Here is a 20,101-nt window from a genome sequence, read left to right as displayed (position 1 = left end):
GGCGATACTGCCGCTGCGTCGCCATGTTCGCGTGAGCGGCCGGTTTGCCTCAGGAGCTGATAATGAAAGTGATCGTCACCGTGGACTGCACGCCGCTCGAGGCGCGCGAATTCCTGGGGCTGCCTGATGTGCAGCCGATGCAGTCGGCGATGATGGATCAGATGCAGAAAAAGATGATGGACAACATCGACAAGTTCTCGCCGGAGTCGATCATGCAGAGCTGGTTCTCGTTCGATCCGAAGATGGGCGAGCGCTTCCAGGAGATGTTCGCCAATATGGCCGGCCTCGGCGCTGCACGGCCGAAGGACAAGAAGTAGGCGCGCGCTCAGCCCGCGCGGCGCGCATTGACCTGCAGCGACTGCTGCAGTTTCGCCCCATGCGCATGCCGGGAGATGGCGTCGATCACCAGGGACCACATCGAGATCGGCAGAGCGTGGCCCATCCGGTCGACCATCATCAGCTTTGCGCCGGGAATCGACGCCGCCGTGTCGCGGCCGGCGGCCGGATGCACCAGGGGATCGATCTTGCCGTGGATCACCAGCGTCGGCGCGGTGACCGTGGCGAGACGCTCTTTACGGCTGCCCGAAGCGAGGATGGCGCGGAGTTGCCGGCCGACGCCGGCCGGGCTCAGGCCGCGCGCATAGGTCCGTTCGGCGCGGTCGAGATCCCTGGCTTCGTCGTCGGGGAAGCTGCCGACGCGCAGGAACAGCCAGGTCTGCTTGAAGCGTTCGAGGAACGCCTCGTAGCCGGTCGGCTGCGGCTTCAGCAGCAACAGTGACACCGCGCGGCTCGGCTGCGGCAGGCGCGGATTGCCCGTGGTCGACATGATCGAGGTCAGCGAGCGCAGGCGCTCCGGATAGGTGATCGCCATTTCCTGCGCGATCATGCCGCCCATCGATGCGCCGACCACATGTGCGGAGCGGATGCGCAGCACGTCGAGCAGGGCCACCACGTCGGTCGCCATGTCGCTCAGCTTGTAGGGGGCGGAGACGGGCGTACCGAGAAAACGCAGCTTGGCCAGTTCGTACAGAGTGAACGGCTTGCCGCCGGCCATCTTGGAGGACAGGCCGATGTCGCGGTTGTCGAAGCGGATCACCCGAAAGCCATTGCTGGCCAATTCGCGGCAGAAGTCGTCGTCCCAGTGGATCATCTGGGCGCCGAGACCCATGATCATCACCATCGGTTCCGCGTCCGAATAGCCGAAGATGTCGTAACAGATATCGATGCCGTTCGCGCGCGCCAGCTGTGGCGGTTCGTACGGGACATCAATCGGTTCGGGAGATCGGGCGGAACGTGGGCTCATGTCAAACATATGACACGGAAAGTCCCTGCGAAAAAGTGACAACCGCGTCATGCGCCAAACAAATCGTCGCAGCGATTAATGAGAGATTGCGCGTATGGCAATTGTGACAGTGCGCGCGGGCTTTTGTGACAGCGATTGTGACAATGGAACTGGTATCAGCCTCTCGCTAGCTCCCGGCCCAGACGTCGAGCACGTAGCGATTGCGGGTGCCGAGGTCGTCGATCCAGGCCAGCGCTGCAGTGTCATCGCCGCCGCTGCGCTCGCGCTGGATCGCCATCAACGCCGCTTTCACATCCGGCTCCATCTTGCCGCCGTCGCCGCATACATAAGTAATGGCGCCTTGCTGGATAAGATCCCAGACGCGGTCCTTCTGCTGGGTGATGAGGTGCTGCACATAGGTCTTCGGTGCATCGCCGCGCGAGAAGGCGGTGTGTAGTTCACAGATACCATCGGCAGCGAAACCCTTCAGCTCCTCGGCATACAGAAAGTCCTGATCGGGATGGCGGCAGCCGAAGAACAACAGCGCCGGGCCAAGCGTAGCACCTTGCGCCTTGAGTGCGGCGCGTTCCTGCAGGAAGCCGCGGAACGGCGCGAGGCCCGTGCCGGGTCCGATCATGATCAATGGTACCGCGGGATCGGCGGGCAAGCGGAAGCCCGCTTTGGTCTCGCGCACGATGGCATGCACGGTATCGCCGGCGCGGCGGCCACTGAGATAGTTGGAGCAGACGCCTCGATAGATGCCACGGCCGGAATGCGCGGGGCCCTGGACCACCGCCGTGGTGACGCTGCAGTGTGACGTCTCGCCTTGCGGCGACGACGAGATCGAATAATAGCGCGGCGCCAGCAGCGACAGCATTTCCAGATAGGTGTGGAACGGCAATTCGCAGGCCGGATGTTCTTCGAGGAGGTCGAACACCGATTTGCGTTTGGCGAGGATGTCACTGCGATAGCGCTCGCTCGCAGCGGGATCGTCGCCCACATAGCCGAGCAGTTTCGGCCTGGTCATCGGGCATCGGGTGTTCTCTGCCATGATCTGGATCTGCTTGCGGGTGGCGACCTGTTGCAGCTCGACGAATTCGGTGAGCAGGCGACCGACCGAGACGACATCACCGACAGGCAACTGCGCGCGGCGACCTTCCGCGACCTGCAGCCGGATCTGGTCATCCGGCAGGAAGCCGAAGCGGCGCGCCACCGCATCGACTAGCGCGGGATCGTTGCGCGGCACCACGCTGAGGTGATCGCCGACGCGGTAGCTGGTCCCGGCAGGAAGCTCGATCTCAATATGCCGCGTCGAGCGATCGGATGCGCCGTTCTGCAGTTCGCGATTGCCCAGCACTTTCATCGGGACCACGCCGCCGAGCGCCACGACGGTGTTCACCGCGCTCGGCGCGACAGGTTCGATCTGATAGAGCGGCGCATCGTCGGCGCTGCGCTCGAAGCCGGTATCGAGGCCGAATTCCTTCACCGCGAGCGGGCGCAGTTTCGCGAACCAGTCCTCGAACTGACCGTCTAGATCGTCGCGCGCATCGCCTTCGCCGCGCACATAGGCGTTGGTCGCACCATGCGCGCGCAATTGGTCGTCGATAATGCGGGGGATCGACTGATAGGTCGCCAGCCAGTCGCTGTTGCCACAGCCGAACACGGCATAGCGCACCTTGGCGAAGGCATCCTTCGGCAGGTCGGTGCCGAGCCAGTTGACGAATTGCGTGGCATTGTCCGGTGCCGCGCCGTTGTAGGACGCGCAGAAGATCAGCACGCCGCCCTCGGTCGGCAGTTTGCCGACAAAGTCATCCAGCGGCGCGAGTTTGGTGGCGAAGCCGTTGACCTCGGCGAGATCGGCGACGCGCGTTGCCAGTTCCTCGGCGGTGCCGAGATTGGAGCCATAGAGCACCAGCAGCGGCGTGTTGTGGCTGGGCCGTGCGCGACCCGTGGCGACGGGCGTGAGCGGCGTAGCAGCAGAGGTGGCAGCAGCCGTCCGTCCGGCAAAGGCGCTGCGCTCGTGATCGTGGCGCGGGCGCACCTTGATCTTGAAACCATCAGGCTTGATGGTCAGCGTTTCCTTCAGCACCATCTGGTAGCGTTTGTGGTCGGTCATCTTGAACCGCTGCAGGATCATGCCGAGCGCCAGCGCCGCTTCATGCATGGCGAAGCCGCGGCCGATACAGGCACGCTGGCCGTTGCCGAACGGCTTCCACGCATTGATCGGCCGTGCGGCTTCGGCCTCTTTCGAGAAATTCTCGGGATCGAAGGCGTCGGGATTGGGTCCCCACACCGAGGGATCGCGATGCAGCGCCAGCACCAGGATGGTGACGAAGGTGCCCTTGCGCAGCTTGTACTTGCCGCCGCCGATGGTCTCGTCCTGCACCGGCGCGATGCCATAGGCCGGTGCCGGCGGCCACAGCCGCAGCGACTCCTTCAGGATCTGCGTGATGTAATGCAGCTGCGTAACCTGCTGATAGGTCGGCTTGGCATTCATATCGGGGCCGAAGACACGGTCGACTTCCTCATAGGCCTTCTTCAGCACCTCCGGATGTTTCAGCATCGCGTAGATCGCGCATGACAGCAGACCCGACGTGGTCTCGTGTCCGGCGATCAGGAAAGTGTTGATCTGGTAGCGGATGTTGACGTCGTCGAGCTGTTCGCCGGTGGCGCGGTCGACGCCGGTCATCATGGCGCCGAGCATGTCCTTCTTGGCCTCGGTCGCCTCGGCATTCTTGCGGCGCTCGGCAATGATCTCGTCGACCATGGAGTTCATGAAGGCGACGTCGCCGGCGAGATCGCGGCGGCGCTTCTGCATCCACAGACTTTCGAGCGGCAGGCCGCGGGTCATCATGATGGTCTCGAGCGAGCGCACCAGCGATTCCACGAAGGGGTGGTAGTCGCTGCGGTAGAACGAGTTGAAGCGATAGTCGAAACCGCAGAGGCCAATCGTGTCCAGCGTCAGCGCCGTCATGTCATGGACGACGTCGATCTCCTCGTCGGTGTTGAGGCGTTCCCACTTCTTCACCAGCTGCTCGGCGATATCCACCATGCTCGGGTGATAGGACTGCATCGCGCGGTTGCCGAAGGGCTGCAGCAGGATGTTGTGGGCCTTGGTCCAGTTCGGCTCTTTCGTGTCCGCCGTGAACAGTCCGTCGCCGCCGACGGCACGCACCCGGCGCAGCGCGCCGCGCACCGCCTTGTCGAAACGCTTCTCGTCGCTGAGCTCGTCCACCAGATCGTGGCCGCCGACGATCACGATGGGTGAGCCCATCATGTCCAGCCAGAAGATCGGCCCGAGCTCCTTGGCCAGCCGCGCCAGATCCTGCACCGGCGCATTGGCGTCCAGCGACAGCATGTTGCCCACCACCGGCTTCTTCGGCGGATGCGGGATCGGGGCGAGTTTGTTGGTGGAGGACATTCTCAAGCGTTTCCTGTTGCGTAGGATGGGTAGAGCGTCTTCGCGAAACCCATCAAAATCCTGCACCCGGCCGTGATGGGTTTCGCAAGAGCTCTACCCATCCTACGGATCATCCAAACCGTCTTCGCCGCCAGTCGATCAGCACCTGGCTAACCTCGTCGGGCTTTTCCTGCTGGGTCCAGTGACCGCTGTCCTTCACCAGATATTTCTCCAGATCTGGAATGATGTTTTCCATGCCATCCGCGGAGGAGGGCGGCAGCACCGCGTCGTTCTCCGCCATGATCATCAGCGAGGGCACGCGCACGGTGTGATCGAGCCCTTCGGCGCGCGCCCAGTTGGCGCTCATGTTGCGATACCAGTTGATGCCGCCGGTGAAGCCGGATTCCTTGAAGGCATCGACGAAGATCTTCTTTTCCTCGTCGGAGAGAATCTTCTGGCGCGGGTCCTTCGCGGGATCGTAAGCAGCGACCATCTGCGGAAAGGCCAGATTGGTCTTCGACGACGCGCCGATGCCGCCTACCGGCGCTTCGCCCACATTCGCGTGTTTGCGCGGCATCGGCTTGCGCATGAAGAAGTCGAACGCCTTGTCGACATTCTCGCCGAAGATGCGGTCCGGCTCGTGTGCGGGATCCTGGAACTGGACGATATACATCGTCTCGCCGAAGCGCTTTTTATAGATCTGCAACGGATCGACCGGCGCGCGATCGGTGTGCGGCGTATTCACGCCGACCACGCCGGCGACGCGATCGCGATGCCGCAGCGGCATCTGCCAGACGATGAAGCCGCCCCAGTCGTGGCCGACGAAGATCGCCTTGTCGATCTTGAGATGATCGAGCAATGCGACGAGATCGCCGGTGAGATGTTCGATACTGTAATCCTCGACCGCGTCGGGGCGCGACGTCGCGCCATAACCGCGCTGGTCCGGCGCGATGACGCGGATGCCGGCGGCAGCCAGTGCCTTGATCTGATGCCGCCAGGAGAACGCCATTTCCGGCCAGCCATGGCACAGCACCACAGGCGGTGTGTCGCTCATGGGGCCGGCGTCGTAATATCCCATGCGAATGCCGTTCAGCTTGGCGAACTGCAAGGGAGGCATTTCAATCATGATAAGTCCTTAGCTGGCGGTCTTGAGAGCATCGGGCGACGCGAAGGCCGCCTGCAGCAGCGCGAATTCGTCCGGCATCATGTCGGCGAGCACTTGCACATGCGGGATGATATTGGCGCCGGCGATGAAGCCGAAATCGAGCTGGTCGCGATAACTCTGCACGGTGATATTCAGCGCCAGCCCATGGGTGGCGATGGATACCGGGAAGATGTGCAACAGCTCGGCGCCGGCCGCATAGAGTGTCTGCCGCGGACCGGGCACGTTGGACACCGTGATGTTGGCCGCCGGCGGCAGCACGTCGGAGAGATTGGTGCGGCTGTAGAGCAGCGCCAGGATCTGCACCATGATCGGTGCGCCCAGCATCGAGATGTTGGAGACCTGCGGCATCAATGCGCGTAGCGGATGCGACATCTCCTTGGACTTGGTCGATTGCGCGATGATCGCTTCCAGCCGCTCCTTTGGGTCCTCGATATTAGTGGCGATCGAGCAGATCATGCCGAACACCTGATTGTTGGAATCGGTGTTGCCTTCCTCGCGCAGCGAGATCGGCACCGCGGCAGTCAGGGACTTGGCGGGCAGGGCGCCTTTTTCCTTGAGGTAGCGCCGGACTACGCCTGATGAGAGCGCCAGCACCACGTCATTGAGTTTGCCGCCCGCCTGCTTGGCTACGGCCTTGGCCGCCGACAGCGGCACCGACACGCCGGCAAAGCTGCGCTCCGAGGAGATGGTTTTGTTGAGCAGCGTCGGCGGCGACAGCATACTGTTGAGACTGTCGCGCGATTTGGGATCGGCGATTTTGGCCATCACGTCGGAGGCACTCTTCACCATGGTCGGGATCGAGCCGGCGAATTTCACCGCACTCTCGATCTGGAACATGGCGTTGTCGAACAGGATCGAGCCGATATCGCTCTTGCCGGAGCGCGGCAGTTCGATGCCTTTTCCGGAATTCTCCAGCGGCTGACGCCAGAGCTGCTGGTAGGAGTCGATGAAGCTCGCTGCGATATCGCGCGGCTCCTGACGCTGCTTGGCGCGCACTTCCGGCTTCTCGATCTCGCGCGGGATCGGCGTCACGTCATAGATCATGCTGGTGAGGGCCGCGCCGGCACCGCCGTCGATGCAGGCATGGTGCATCTTCGAATACAGGCCGATCTCGTTGTCCTTCATGCCCTCGAAAACATAGAACTCCCACAGCGGCCGGGCGCGGTTCAGCAGCTTGGCATGCATCCAGCCGACGATGCGCTCCAGCGTGGGACGGTCATGGGGCGCGGGCAGGCTGCCGCGGAAGATGTGACGGTCGATGTCGAACTGGTCGTCCTCGACCCAGGAGGGATGGTCGATATCCAGCGGGGCCTTTTCCAGTCGGGCCTTGAGGATCGGCGCCACATGCAGGCGCGAGGCGATCATCGCCTTGAAGTCCTCGAAGAAGTCGCCCTTGTAATCCTCGGGCAGGCGAAAGATCGCCATGCTGCCGACATGCATCGGCATCTCCGGCGTTTCCAGATACAGAAACGACGCGTCCATTGAGGACAGCTTCCTGCTGGCTTCCGCCATGATACGTCCCTCCCTCGCATGGTCACCGACGCCTTTGCGGCGCTCTACCGATGAGTGTGCCTGCGCGCGGGGCGAATATGCAATGGCAAAGGCGAGGCCGGACACCGGCCAGGCCCACGACTTAAGGCTGGGGTCGTCGAGGCGTTGGGAGGTCGGTTTGCCGACTTAAAGGGCAGGTGCCATTTGCCTTGCCCAGTTGGATATCCGGAGAATCCGCGGCTCGAAATGCTAAATTATAAAGCTAAATCAACACGTCGGTTACTCTCCTGTTTCAGATCTCTGGCGGTAGCCCGTTAATGCATCAGGCGCCGCCTGATTACCGGAAATATCACGGGTTTGTGATGTTGCGATGCACCATAGATGTTGCAGTGCATTATTTACTATGTCATAGAAGTTGCACCCCGGGCCCACAACGGCGGGACGGGGTGAGCCGAGCCTGAGTGCAAGCATGAGCTTTGCAGAGGCGGCCCAACCCGAGGATGGAGACGAACATGACGATCGAAACCGAAACCAATTCCGTGCTGAACAACGTCAAGCAGGCTTTCGCGCCCGTCACCGAGGCGTTCACCAAGCTGCAGAACATGGAAGTGCCCGAAGCGACCCGTGACTTCGTCAAGCGCGCTGCCGGCACTGCCAAGGACAAGGCCGCCGACTTTCAGGCCAATTCCGAGAAGGTGACCTCTGCCATCGAGACCGCCGTGTCGAACTCGGTTAGCGAAGCCACCAAGATCAGCCGCAACGTTCAGGACGCGTTCTATGCCGACGTCCAGTCGTTCTTCGCTGGCATCGACAAGCTCGCTTCGGCGAAATCGCTGACCGAAGCCTTCCAGGTGCAGACCGATCTCGTGCGCGCCCATGGCGAAGTGCTGAGCTCGCGCGCCAAGGCGTCGACCGAATATCTCGGCAAGCTCGTGTCGGAAGGCGCCAAGAGCGCGCAGGACAACTTCTCGAAGGCGACGTCGTTCGCTAAGACCGCCTGATCCACACGCGATCAAGCGACATGAATTCGAAAGGCCCGCGCAAGCGGGCCTTTTTTGTTGTTCTGGCAGAGCAGGCCGCACGTCCCGGCGTCGGAAGCACGTTCACTTGATTGTCACGGTGATCTTGTTCGAGACGATGGGCGGGTTGAAGGGATAGTGAGCGCCGTCTCCCAGCACGAGCTGGAGCGTATGTTTGCCGGGGGGCAATTCGATGCGTGCTTCGGTCTGGCCGGCTCCGAAATGGAGATGCGACTTGTCCTGCGGGATCGGCTCCTTCGGATCGAGCGGGTCATTCACATCGATCAGCAAATGATGATGGCCGCTGTTCTGGAAATTATCGCCTGCATGAGTGACGCCCATGTTGCGCAAACCGAAACGACACCAGAACCCGCCCTTGATCACCGCTTTGTCCTGTGGCCACACGAAATAGAGGACCGCATCCTTCGGTGCGGACTTTCCTTGCGCATGGACTGCAAGGGGCGCCGTTGACAGCATGGCGGACAACACGATGAGCCCGGTGATCCTCATGACGCAGCCTTTCCTTCGGGGGCGGTCTCAGGACGAAATGGCAATCCGGAAGCCGTGGGTCGGATATCGCACATTGGTGTCGTAGCCATCGCGGCTTGCGGGTCGGACGTAACGCGCATCGTTTTTCCAGGAGCCGGATCGAATGACGTGCGAGACGCAGTCGTTCTCGACCCATGGCGCGCCGTTCTGCGGGGCACCCTGATAGTTCTTGTGCCAGCAATCCTCTGTCCATTGATTGACGCCGCCACCCATATCGTAGAGCCCGAATGGATTTGGCTTCAGACTGCCGAGCTTGAGCGGCTGTTCGGCGGTGGCATCCGTGCAGTTCTTGCAATTGGCCATGCCGGGCTGGAGCTGATCGCCCCACCAGTATTTCGTTTGCGTGCCGCCACGCGCGGCGTACTCCCATTCAGCTTCGCTCGGGAGCCGGAAGGCTTTTTGCGTTTCCTTCGCAAGCCATGCGACAAACTGCTTGGCATCGGTCCAGCTCACATCCGTGACTGGAATGTCGTCCCGCCCTGTCACCAGAAACGCGCATGCATTCGCAGCAGCGCACGCGTTCCACTCCCGAACGGAGACTGGATACTTGCTGATCGCGAAGGGCTTGATCGTGACCTGGTGGACCGGCTTTTCCGATATGTCGTCATTGCTGCCCATCGCGAAGGTCCCGCCGGGGAGCGGGACCATGACGGGCTCTATGACCGGCTTTGGTGGTGCTGGCGGCGGGGGCGGGACAGGCGTCACCGCCGGAGCAGGTTCAGGCCGGGCTTGCTTGGCGGCGGGCGCGGGCGCTGATCGGGTGCCTGCATTCCCTGTCTCTTGCGGAGGCGCCGAGGGAGCTGACGCCTGATTGCCGATTTCACCGCGCGGGTAAGCCCTCATGTACCAGACGCCGGCGCCTGCGAGAGCCAGCAGGATGGCGCAAAACGAAATGATCAGAACATGTTCACGCCGCTTCCGTGCCTTGTTGAATGCCGCGGGATCAGGAAGCACCCGGTAAACGCGCACCGGATCGGTAATGTTCTTGATCTTGCGGTCTCCAAGCGACTCGTAGCCGCAGACGAGCTTGTGCTTGATCTGCTCGTAGATGCCACCCGAGATGTACACTTGGCCCGGGTCGGCGATCCCCTCGAGGCGCGCAGCGATATTGACGCCATCGCCGAAGACATCATTGGGCTCGATGATCACGTCCCCCAGATTGACGCCAATGCGATATTCGATCCAGGAGCTCTTTGGCAGCGCAGCGTTGCGCCCGATCATGCTTTGCTGGATGACGATGCCGCATCGAACGGCTTCGACCGGACTGTCGAATATCGCAATGAACCCATCGCCAGTTCTTTTGACGAGCTTGCCGTCGTGCTCGGCAATGCTCGGCTCGATGAGGTCACGCTCGATGCGCTTGACGCGCGCATGCGTTTCTTCCTCGTCGAGTTCCATGAGGCGGCTATATCCGCAGATGTCCCCCACAACGATCGCCGCAAGGCGACGCGGCGTTCCGACGCGCGGGGTGGCAGGGTCCTTACCCCTGCCTGAACTGATGTCACGAATCTCGCCGCGCATGACTTCGCGCCTCTACAACGGACACACGAGGTTCACTAGCCGTTCGGTCGACCGTCATGACGCTACGCTCAACGTCTCCGTCAGACAATTAGCTGAAAACGCAAATTGGCTGATCCCGGAGGAGCCGCGCGGTAGCGAGATGACGAAGTTCCTCGTCTTCGCTGTATCGATATACCCGGCGCCGATATAATAAGGCGGCAGCTACACAGGTTCTCAGTTCACCTGCCGCTCTTTCCCCACCCAATAGGGATCGCGCAACTGCCGTCGCAGGATCTTGCCCGATGCATTGCGTGGCAATGCTGCGATGAAGTCGATGGTCTTCGGCGCCTTGAATCCCGCGATGCGCTCGCGCGTGAACTTCATCAGTTCGGTTGCGCCGAGCTCCTTGCCGGGCTTCAGCACCACCACGGCCTTCACCGCTTCGCCCCATGTATCGTCGGGAATACCGATGACGGCGACTTCGGCGACATCCGGATGATCGCAGATCGCGCTCTCGACTTCGGCGGGATAAATGTTCTCGCCGCCGGAGATGATCATGTCCTTGATACGGTCGTGGATGTAGAGGAAGCCGTCTTTGTCGAGATAGCCGGCGTCGCCGGTGCGCAGCCAGTTGTCGCGGCCGAGCGTGCGCGCGGTGGCGTCCGGCAGATTCCAGTAGCCCACCATGTTGGATGCCGAGCGCGTTGCGATCTCGCCGACTTCGCCCACATCAAGCGGCTTGCCGTTCACATCGAGGATGGCGATCTCGATTCCCGGTAGCGCCTTGCCGGCGGAACGCATGCAGTCGCGGCCCTCGACGTGATCTTCCGGGGCGAGCACCACGATGGTACCGGTGGTCTCGGTCATCCCGTACATCTGCACGAAGCCGCAGCCGAATACGCTGATGCATTCCTTGAGCAGGGCGGCGGGGATCGGCGATGCGCCATACATGATGTAGCGCAACTTGCTGAAATCCATCTCCCGCGCACGCGGCTGCCGCACGATGAACTGCATCGCTGCCGGCACCAGGAACAGTTTGCTGATGCCGTAGTCCCGGAAGAAATCGAGCACCTTGTTGGGATCGAACTCCCTGGCGATTACGCTCTTGGCGCCGTGATAGAGGCCGAACACCGCCCAGCCGACGCCGCCGATATGAAATACCGGCATGGCCACCAGCGAGACGTCGTCGGCGGTCCAGACGTTCCAGTCGGGGTTCTCGTCGGTGCCGCCGATGCGCAGCAGTGACAGGAAATTCTGATGCGACAGCATCGCGCCTTTTGGTTTTCCTGTGGTGCCCGACGTGTAGAGCTGGATCGCGACATCGTCCTTGGTCATGGTGAGGTTCGGGTCGTGCTCGCTCTGCGCGTCGCGCCAGGCCGTAAAATCCTGCCACTCGGTTGCGCCGCCTTCCATGGTCATGACGATACGCACGCCCGGCATTTGTGGCTTGAGGCTGCGCACGAGGTCGACGAATTCCGGTCCGACGAACAGGACGCTTGCCTTGGCGTCGTCGACAATGAAGGCGATCTCCGGTCCGGCGAGCCGCCAGTTTACGGGTGCCGTCACCACCTTGGCCTTCACGGCGCCGGCAAGAAGTTCGATAAACAGATCGCTGTTCTTGCCGAGATAGGCGATACGTTCGTTCGGCTTGACGCCGAGCGCGATCAACCCGTTGGCGACGCGGTTGGCATTGTGATCGAGTGATCTGTAGCTGGTCTCGCGGCCCTCGAACACCAGCGCAATTGAATCGCCGCGGGTCTGTGCTTGCGCGCGAATGACATCGGCCAGCGTGGCCGCTTCCGCAACGGACATGTGTCTCCCTCCCTCAGTTTATTAGTTGCGGTGAGTGTGCGGGCGTCCGGGAGGACTGACAAGACGGGAAAGGTGCTGCGGTGCGGTGAGACAGGTGCCGGGAGGTCGTTCAGCCGACGTTGCGCGTCCTGCGCTGTTTTGCAAAATAGCGCGCGGGCGGCTCGCCAAACGCCCGTCGAAACATCGCGATGAAGTTGCTGGACGTGGCATAGCCGAGCGCTTCGGCGACATCCGCGACGGGTTCATTGGCGGCCAGCCGTTCCAACGCCAGCGTGAGACGCGCCTGCTGCCGCCACTGCGTGAAGCCCATGCCGGTCTCCGTCATGAAGATGCGACGTGCCGTTCGTTCCGACAGGCCAGCCCATTCGCCAAGCTCATGCAGCGTGCGCGCGTCATGCGGCCGCCGGATCAGCGCATTGGCGATACGCAAGGCGCGGATATCCGTCGGCATCGGCAGATGCAGCGGCTCCTGCGGCGCACCGCGGATTTCATCGAGCAGCACGGCCACGACGCGCGTCTGCGCCGGCGTGAGTCGATCCGCATTCGTCCAACCCGCAGCGCGCCTGACGAGCGCGCGCAGCAGATCGCTGACACCCATGACGCAGGGCTGCGACGGCAATGTCCGGCTCGCGGCCGGCGTCAGGAGCACGCCCCATCCGCTCAGTACACCGCTCAGGGTCACCTTGTGATGGAGCCCGGGCGGCAGCCAGCCGATGCGCTGCGGCGGCAGTAGCCACGAGCCCTGTTTCGTGGGCAGGCGGATCAATCCGCTTTCGATACAGAACAACTGGCCGCGGCGGTGATGATGCCAGTCGAGTTCGCGGGTGCCGAGCCGAAATGCATCGCCGGGCTCATCGCTGCCCCAGATGGCGATTGCGGACGGTCCGTCGAGGCGCTCGGTGAGCGAGGTCATGACACCATGCCTTTTCAGAACCGCTCCAGCCTGGCCGGTTCTCATTATTTTGCGTCCGAATGTCGTTAACGGGTTTGAGCGACCGGGTCTATCTCCGCATGCAGATCAACGAACAGTCAGGAGACGACGATGAGCCTCGATAGCGGTGCCTTTCTCATTCACGATGTTGCGGCCTTCCCGATCGTGTGGGTCCGGCATGATGAGCTTCAGCCGGGAAGTGCGGCGCAGTGGGAGGTCGAGATGGACGATCTCATCGGCCGCAAGCAGCCTTTCGTCATGATCATGGCCAGTCATCATCATGATGAGGCGCATGAAGATCGCAAGGCGAGGGGGCTTTGGCTCAAGCGCAACAAAGCGACGCTCGCGCTGCTTTGCCGTGCCATCATTGCCGTCGAGCCGAATGCCGTCACACGCGTTCTCGTAGAAGCCCAGTCGGCACTTGCGACGAAGGCGTTCGGCATCAGTTCCGCGGTGGTCGTATCCGAGGACGAGGCGATGCGGGTTGCGCGCGAGCGGTTGCAGGTTGCGCGTTGATCAAAAAGCAAAACGAGGCCTCCCGCATGGGAGAGCCTCGCTGCCGGTCGAATTACTTTGCGGCCCTTACCCCCGCTGCGCCTTGTCCTTTTCGTTCTGCGCTTTGATGCTGTCGCGTGCCTGGATCCATTCGGCATCGGACCAGTCGCGCAGCTGATAGAAGTTGCCGCCCATGGCGAGAGCCTGCGCGCCGTCCATGGCGATGGTCTCGCCTGATATCCAGTCGCAGCCGCCGGAGATCAGGAACACCGCGAGGTTCTGCAGCTCTTCCATCTTGCCGACGCGGCCCATCGGGTTTTGCGCGCGGGTGCGCGCGCCGGCCTCGTCGCCGGGCTTGATGCGCTTGCTCATGCCTTCGGTGGGGATTTCGCCGGGCGCGATGGTGTTGAGGCGGATGCCGTAGCGGCCCCATTCGGTGGCCAGCGACATGGTCATGGCATGGATCGCCGATTTGCTCATGGCGGAGGGCACCACGTAGGGGCTGCCGTTGCGTACCCAGGTCACGGTGATCGAGACCACGTTGCCCGGCACCTTGTCGGCGATCCAGCGCCGGCCGACTGCATGGGTCATGTAGAACGTGCCGTGCATCACGGTATTGGCGACCGCGTCGAAGCCGCGCGCCGACAGGTCCTGCGTCCGCGAGATGAAATTTCCGGCGGCGTTGTTGATCAGGTCGGTGAGGGGGCCGTCGGCCCAGATGCCTTCGATCATCGCATCGACCGCCGCGGCGTCGCGGATGTCGACGCCGTGGCTGGTGACCTTGCCGCCAAATTCCGCCATCAGCTCGGTTGCGGTCTCGTCGCATACAGCCTTGCGGCGACCGCAGATATGCACTTCGGCGCCGAGTTCGAGGAATTTCGCCGCCATCGATTTGCCGAGACCGGTGCCACCGCCGGTGACGAGGATTTTTCGGCCTGCGAGGAGCTGCTGATTGAACATGGGAGGGTCCTGCTTTAAGAGGATGCGGACGGGTTAATTAGTTGATTGACTAAACCCGATACCGCTCGCGTGTAAAGCGGGAAGAAAAACAAGTCTAGGAAGGAAACCTCCCATGGAAGACCGCATCTCTGTGTCCATGACGGATGGCGTTGCCGATGTTCGGCTGGTCCGCGCGGACAAGATGAATGCGCTGGATGCGGCGATGTTTGCGGCATTGGTCGATACCGCCGAGCGCCTGAGCCACGAGAAAGGCCTGCGCGCGGTGGTGTTGTCCGGCGAAGGCCGGGCGTTCTGCGCCGGCCTCGACATGGGACGATTCGCCGCGATGAATGAGGGCGGCGGCGACGGTATTGGCGGCGCGCAGAAGCGCGACCTGTCACTGCGCACACACGGTCTTTGCAATCACTCCCAGCAGGCGGTGTGGGGCTGGCGTCAACTGCCGGTGCCGGTGATTGCGGCGGTTCATGGCGTCGCCTTTGGCGGCGGTTTCCAGGTCGCGCTCGGTGCCGACATGCGCTTTCTCGCGCCGGACACGCGCATGTCCGTCATGGAAATCAAATGGGGCCTGGTGCCCGACATGGCAGGCACGCCGATCCTCGCTTCGCTTGTGCGCGACGACATCCTGCGCGACCTCACTTATACCGGCCGCATCTTCTCGGCACAGGAAGCGCTGAGCTACGGCCTCGCCACGCGCATCTGCGACGATCCGCGCGCCGCAGCGCTCGAGACGGCGCGCGAGATCGCCGGCAAGAGCCCGGATGCGATCCGTGCTGCCAAGCGCATGCTCAACAATCTCGCGGTCGATCCCGGTCCGGCGCTGCTCGCCGAATCCGTCGAGCAGATGAAACTGATGGGCGGACCGAACCAGACCGAAGCCGTGCGCGCGAATATCGAGAAACGTGCGCCGAAATTTGTGGATTAGTCCGCGACGTTCTCAGCCGTCATTGCGAGCCCTGAGAAAGTTGGACTTCCAACTTTCTTTGGGCGAAGCAATCCAGAAAGTCACAAACGAAGACTGGACTGCTTCGTCGCAAGGGCTCCTCGCAATGACGGCGAAGAGTTCATCAAAAATCAAAAACAAAAATCCGGAAACGTATCCATGTCGACAAACTCCCTCTTCCAAGGCGTCATCTCAGGCGATCGCCGCCGCGGCTTTGCCGAACTGACCGAACGTGCGAGCCGCATTGCCGGCGGGTTGTCACGGCTCGGCGTCAAGCAGGGCGACAGCGTCAGCATCCTGATGCGCAACGACATCGCGTTTCTCGAAGCGGCCTATGCGGTGGCGCAGCTCGGCGCTTATGGCGTACCGGTGAACTGGCACTTCAAGCCGGAAGAGATCACCTATGTCATCAAGGACTCCGGCAGCAACGTCCTAATCGCCCATGCCGACATGTTGCATCAGCTGCGCGAGGCGATCCCGCAGGGCATCGTGTCGCTGAGCGTGCCGACGCCGCCGGAGATCATCGCGAACTACAAGGTCGATCCCGCACGGCTCGGCACCCCGGACGGCGCCATCGATCTGGAGAGCTGGCTGACCGAACAGGCGCCCTATGACGGCCCCGCGCTGCCGCAGCCGCACAACATGATCTACACGTCGGGCACCACCGGCCATCCAAAGGGTGTACGCCGTTTTGCGCCGACGCCGGAGCAGGCGGCGTCCGCCGACCAGATGCGTGCACGCGTCTATGGCCTCAAGCCCGGCGCGCGCGCATTGCTGCCCGGACCGCTCTATCACTCGGCCCCCAATGCTTTCGCCCTGCGTGCCGGGCGCCTCGGCGGCGCGCTGGTGCTGATGCCACGCTTCGATCCCGAAGAATTCCTGCGCGTGGTGCAGGACGAGAAGATCGACACCATCTTCATGGTGCCGACCATGTTCATCCGGATGATGAAGCTGCCGGAGGACGTCCGCAAGAAATACGACATGTCGTCGCTGCGCCACATCATCCATGCCGCTGCGCCGTGCCCGGCCGACGTCAAGACCGCGATGATCGACTGGTGGGGCCCGGTGATCTACGAATTCTACGGGTCGACCGAATCCGGCGCGGTGACCTTCGCCAATTCCGAGGACGCGCTGAAAAAGCCCGGCACCGTCGGCAAGATCGCGCCCGGCGCGGAATTGCGCTTCCTCGGCGACGACGGCCAGATCCTGCCACAAGGCGAGATCGGCGAGATCTATTCGCGCATATCAGGCAATCCGGATTTCACCTATCACAACAAACCCGAAAAGCGCGCCGAGATCGACCGCGACGGTTTCATTACCTCGGGCGATGTCGGCTATCTCGATGCCGACGGCTATGTCTTCATCTGCGATCGCAAGCGAGACATGGTGATCTCAGGCGGCGTCAATATCTATCCCGCCGAAATCGAAGCCGCACTGCATGCCGTGCCCGGTGTGCATGACTGCGCCGTGTTCGGCATTCCCGACGAGGAGTTCGGCGAGTCCCTGATGGCGGTGATCGAGCCGCAGCCCGGCGTGGTGCTCGACCTTGCGACTGTGCGCGCGGACCTCAAGAAAGCGCTGGCCGACTACAAGGTGCCGAAGCAGATAGAGATCCAGAGCAATCTGCCGCGCGAAGACTCCGGCAAGATCTTCAAGCGCCGGCTGCGCGATCCTTATTGGGCCAAGGCTGGGCGGACGATCTAGGAGGGTGATGATGCGCGCGGCAATGATTGGAAACAAACTTGCCGCGCAGATCGCGGCGATCGCTCTCCTGGTGGCAGCGTTTGCCGGTCCTGCGGTTGCCGTCGATCTCGAGCCGAAGCAGATCCTCGCCCCAAGCGGGAAGCTGCGTGTCGGGCTCTATCCGGGAACACCGACGTCTATTCTCGTATCGCAAACCGAAGGCCCGCGTGGTGTCGGTTACGATCTCGGCAAGGAGCTCGCGCGGCAATTGGGCGTGCCCTATGAGCCGGTGGTGTTCTCCAGGAATGCCGAGGTTCTCGAAGCGGTGAAGACAGGCGCCGTCGATGCCGCTTTCACCAATGCGTCGGCCGCGCGTGCGAACGACATGGATTTCGGCCCGTCTTATCTGGAAAGTGATCTTGGCTATCTCGTCGCGAAAGAGTCCAGGGTTGCGGGGCCCGATGATGTCGATGTCAAAGGCGTCCATGTCGGCGTCACCGCCGGAAGTTCATCCGATGCGGTTCTGTCACGCGATTTGAAGAATGCCGAAGTCGTTCGCGTGCCGGCCATCAGGCTTGCGCCCGGCCTGCTGATGGCCGGCAGCATCGATGTGTTCGCCACCAACAAGGCGACACTGTTCGAACTCGCAGAGCAGGCGCCGGGCGCGAGGGTGCTGGATGGCCGCTGGGGTGTCGAGCGACATGCCATCGCGATCCCCAAGGGGCGCGATGAGGGGATGGCATTTGTCCGCAAATTCACCGAGGATGTGAAGGCGCAGGGACTGGTCGATGCGGCCATCGCGCGGTCCGGGCTGCGCGCTGCGACCACAGCCAAGTAGCCATATCAAGTAGCAACGACACGAGATTGTTGCGCAATATTACAAGAGGGACGACCACCCATGCCTGCGCCTATGAAATTGGCCATCGCCACGGCGGCTGCATTGCTGTCTTTCACCAGCCCGTCGCTGCACGCCCAGACGTTTCCCAGCAAGCAGGTGACAATCCTGGTGCCCTATGCGGCCGGCGGTGCGGTCGACGTGCTGGCGCGGACCTTTGCGCAGTCGCTGTCGAAGACCTGGGGCCAGCAGCCCGTGGTGGACAACCGTCCGGGCGCCGGTGGCATCATCGCCTCGCAGGCGCTCGCGAAGTCACCGCCCGATGGCTACACGCTGATCCTTGTCGCGTCGGGCCATCCGCTCAATCAGTTCTTCTATCCGAAGCTGCCCTACGACACGTTCAAGGATTTCACGGCGATCAGCGAAGTCGCCTATTCGCCACTGGCCATCGTGGTGTCGAAGGACAATCCGGCGAAGAATCTGCAGGAGTTGCTGGCGCAGGCGAAAGCCAAGCCGGACTCGCTGTCCTACGGCATGTCGGGCAATGGCACCTCGGCGCATCTTGCCGGCGAATTGCTGAACCACATGGCCGGCACCAAGATCGTCTCGATCCCCTACAAGGGCGGTGCGCCGGCGCTCACGGCCGTCATTGCTGGCGATATTCCCATGAGCATCAATCCGCTGCCCGAGATCGTCGGCCAGCTCGAAGGCGGCGCGGTGCGTGCCGTGGCGGTGACGACGGCGACGCGCTCGGCGGCACTGCCCAATGTGCCGACGGTCGCCGAATCCGGCGTCGCCGGTTATGATACGGCGGTGTGGTGGGGGTTCCTCGGACCTGCCGGCATGCCGGCCGATATCGTGGCGAAGATCCATGCGGATCTGGTGACGGCGCTGAAGGATCCGGTGGTGCTGGCGGCGCTGAAGAAGATCGATGCCACGCCGGTCGGTTCCTCGCCGGCAGATTTCGACAAGTTCATGCATGCCGAAGCGGACAAATGGGGGCCGGTGCTGAAGGCGGCAAACATCAAGGTCCAGTAAGCAATATGACTGAACGTTCGAACCAGTGGCACGTCGGCCTGATCGGTTATGGCGAAGTCGGGCGCATTCTCGCTGAAGACCTGCGCAAGCAGGATATCCGCGTCAGCGCCTATGATCTCAAGCTCGACGGCAAAGATGCCGGGGCGCTCCGCGACCATGCCGAGACCCATGGTGTCACGCTCGCATCCTCGCATGCGGACCTTGCGTCACGCGCCGACTTCATCGTTTGCGCTGTCACCGCGAGCCAGACGGTGCCGGCGGCGCAGGCCTGCGTGCCCGGTCTGAAGCCGCAGGCGTGGTTTCTCGATTTCAACTCGGCATCTCCCGGCGCGAAGCAACGTGCGGCCGTGTTGATCGATGGCGCCGGTGGGCGCTATGTCGAGGGCGCGGTCATGACCTCGATCCCGCCATACCGCATCAGGGTGCCGCTGCTGCTCGGCGGCACCGGCGCGCGCGATCTCGCGCCGCTGCTCAATGCCATCGGCTTCGATGCGAAAGTCGCCAGCGACAAGCTCGGCGTCGCCTCGGCTACCAAGATGTGCCGCAGCATCATGATCAAGGGCCTTGAGGCCATGGTGATCGAGAGCTTTACGACCGCGCGCGCCTATGGCGTCGAGGACGCGGTGATCGCCTCGCTGGTCGAGACGTTTCCGAGCATCGACTGGGAGAAGCAGGGCGCCTATTTCTTCCAACGTGTCATCGAGCACGGCCGCCGCCGCAGCGAGGAAGTCCGCGAGGTCGCCGAGACCGTGCGCGAGATCGGGCTCACGCCGTGGTCGGCCGAAGGCACGGCCGAGCGCCAGGGCTGGGTCGCGGATCTCGCCGATGACGGGCTGTTCGGCACCAAGGGCGAGGCGGGTTTCGCGCGCAGCGCGGACTGGCGCACCGAGGCGGATCGGATCTTAGGTAAGGTAAAGCCACGAAGCTGAGTTCCGGGACACTGCTGGGCGCTGCAACTTCGTCTTGCGTCGCAGCATGACTTGCGACCAAATGGGGCGCCG

Annotated in this window: 17 protein-coding genes; 8 read left to right on the top strand and 9 right to left on the bottom strand. The window is 62.6% G+C overall.

What is annotated here, in order from left to right; translation table 11 throughout:
* Positions 1–62: 62 nt before the first annotated feature.
* Entirely contained in the window at positions 63–317 is a 255-nt protein-coding gene (locus AB8B20_RS09940; protein ID WP_089265127.1) for a DUF6489 family protein, read from the top strand.
* An 8-nt stretch (positions 318–325) separates the two neighbouring features.
* Here AB8B20_RS09940 and AB8B20_RS09935 read toward each other — a convergent pair whose 3' ends face one another.
* The 4 genes from AB8B20_RS09935 to AB8B20_RS09920 all read right to left on the bottom strand — a co-directional run bounded on the left by AB8B20_RS09935 (position 326) and on the right by AB8B20_RS09920 (position 7,359).
* Positions 326–1,303, bottom strand: a complete 978-nt coding sequence (locus AB8B20_RS09935) for an alpha/beta hydrolase (RefSeq protein WP_231079954.1) — start codon at positions 1,301–1,303, stop codon at positions 326–328.
* Positions 1,304–1,469: 166 nt separating this feature from the next.
* Complete coding sequence (locus tag AB8B20_RS09930; RefSeq protein ID WP_439072444.1) at positions 1,470–4,703, bottom strand: bifunctional cytochrome P450/NADPH--P450 reductase; 3,234 nt, start codon at positions 4,701–4,703, stop codon at positions 1,470–1,472.
* Between the two features lie 109 nt (positions 4,704–4,812).
* On the bottom strand, positions 4,813–5,808 hold the full coding sequence (locus AB8B20_RS09925) for an alpha/beta fold hydrolase (protein WP_439072443.1): 996 nt from the start codon (positions 5,806–5,808) through the stop codon (positions 4,813–4,815).
* A 9-nt stretch (positions 5,809–5,817) separates the two neighbouring features.
* The gene (locus AB8B20_RS09920) at positions 5,818–7,359 is read right to left on the bottom strand and encodes a WS/DGAT/MGAT family O-acyltransferase (RefSeq protein WP_439072442.1); all 1,542 of its coding nucleotides are present in this window, start codon (positions 7,357–7,359) and stop codon (positions 5,818–5,820) included.
* Positions 7,360–7,850: 491 nt separating this feature from the next.
* Between AB8B20_RS09920 and AB8B20_RS09915 the strand changes: the two genes are divergently transcribed.
* A complete protein-coding gene (locus tag AB8B20_RS09915; RefSeq protein ID WP_244527903.1) occupies positions 7,851–8,339 on the top strand; it encodes a phasin family protein in 489 nt (162 codons plus the stop codon).
* A gap of 102 nt (positions 8,340–8,441) precedes the next feature.
* On the opposite strand, the gene AB8B20_RS09910 is transcribed toward AB8B20_RS09915, so the two are convergent.
* From AB8B20_RS09910 to AB8B20_RS09895, 4 genes are all read right to left on the bottom strand, one after another.
* Positions 8,442–8,867, bottom strand: a complete 426-nt coding sequence (locus AB8B20_RS09910; protein WP_089265122.1) for a DUF4399 domain-containing protein — start codon at positions 8,865–8,867, stop codon at positions 8,442–8,444.
* Positions 8,868–8,894: 27 nt separating this feature from the next.
* Entirely contained in the window at positions 8,895–10,427 is a 1,533-nt protein-coding gene (locus tag AB8B20_RS09905) for an SUMF1/EgtB/PvdO family nonheme iron enzyme (protein ID WP_439072441.1), read from the bottom strand.
* Positions 10,428–10,640: 213 nt separating this feature from the next.
* A complete protein-coding gene (locus AB8B20_RS09900) occupies positions 10,641–12,218 on the bottom strand; it encodes a fatty acid--CoA ligase (protein ID WP_439072440.1) in 1,578 nt (525 codons plus the stop codon).
* Positions 12,219–12,327: 109 nt separating this feature from the next.
* A complete protein-coding gene (locus tag AB8B20_RS09895) occupies positions 12,328–13,131 on the bottom strand; it encodes an AraC family transcriptional regulator (RefSeq protein WP_439072439.1) in 804 nt (267 codons plus the stop codon).
* A gap of 129 nt (positions 13,132–13,260) precedes the next feature.
* Here AB8B20_RS09895 and AB8B20_RS09890 point away from each other — a divergent pair, with 129 nt between their 5' ends.
* A complete protein-coding gene (locus AB8B20_RS09890) occupies positions 13,261–13,665 on the top strand; it encodes a hypothetical protein (protein ID WP_439072438.1) in 405 nt (134 codons plus the stop codon).
* Between the two features lie 66 nt (positions 13,666–13,731).
* Here AB8B20_RS09890 and AB8B20_RS09885 read toward each other — a convergent pair whose 3' ends face one another.
* A complete protein-coding gene (locus AB8B20_RS09885) occupies positions 13,732–14,604 on the bottom strand; it encodes an SDR family oxidoreductase (protein WP_315843013.1) in 873 nt (290 codons plus the stop codon).
* Positions 14,605–14,716: 112 nt separating this feature from the next.
* Between AB8B20_RS09885 and AB8B20_RS09880 the strand changes: the two genes are divergently transcribed.
* The 5 genes from AB8B20_RS09880 (at position 14,717) to AB8B20_RS09860 (ending at position 20,029) form a co-directional block, all read left to right on the top strand.
* The gene (locus tag AB8B20_RS09880; protein ID WP_089265116.1) at positions 14,717–15,526 is read left to right on the top strand and encodes a crotonase/enoyl-CoA hydratase family protein; all 810 of its coding nucleotides are present in this window, start codon (positions 14,717–14,719) and stop codon (positions 15,524–15,526) included.
* A gap of 177 nt (positions 15,527–15,703) precedes the next feature.
* Complete coding sequence (locus tag AB8B20_RS09875) at positions 15,704–17,248, top strand: acyl-CoA synthetase (RefSeq protein ID WP_439072437.1); 1,545 nt, start codon at positions 15,704–15,706, stop codon at positions 17,246–17,248.
* Between the two features lie 10 nt (positions 17,249–17,258).
* Complete coding sequence (locus AB8B20_RS09870) at positions 17,259–18,065, top strand: transporter substrate-binding domain-containing protein (RefSeq protein ID WP_439072436.1); 807 nt, start codon at positions 17,259–17,261, stop codon at positions 18,063–18,065.
* A 60-nt stretch (positions 18,066–18,125) separates the two neighbouring features.
* Positions 18,126–19,100: a tripartite tricarboxylate transporter substrate binding protein gene (locus AB8B20_RS09865; protein WP_439072435.1), complete on the top strand. Its 975-nt coding sequence runs from the start codon at positions 18,126–18,128 to the stop codon at positions 19,098–19,100.
* Between the two features lie 5 nt (positions 19,101–19,105).
* Positions 19,106–20,029, top strand: a complete 924-nt coding sequence (locus tag AB8B20_RS09860) for a DUF1932 domain-containing protein (protein WP_439072434.1) — start codon at positions 19,106–19,108, stop codon at positions 20,027–20,029.
* Positions 20,030–20,101: the final 72 nt, after the last annotated feature.

The sequence above is a fragment of the Tardiphaga sp. 866_E4_N1_4 genome, assembly GCF_052076075.1.
Classification (GTDB): domain Bacteria; phylum Pseudomonadota; class Alphaproteobacteria; order Rhizobiales; family Xanthobacteraceae; genus Tardiphaga; species Tardiphaga robiniae.
This window is presented reverse-complemented; position numbering and strand designations above follow the sequence as displayed.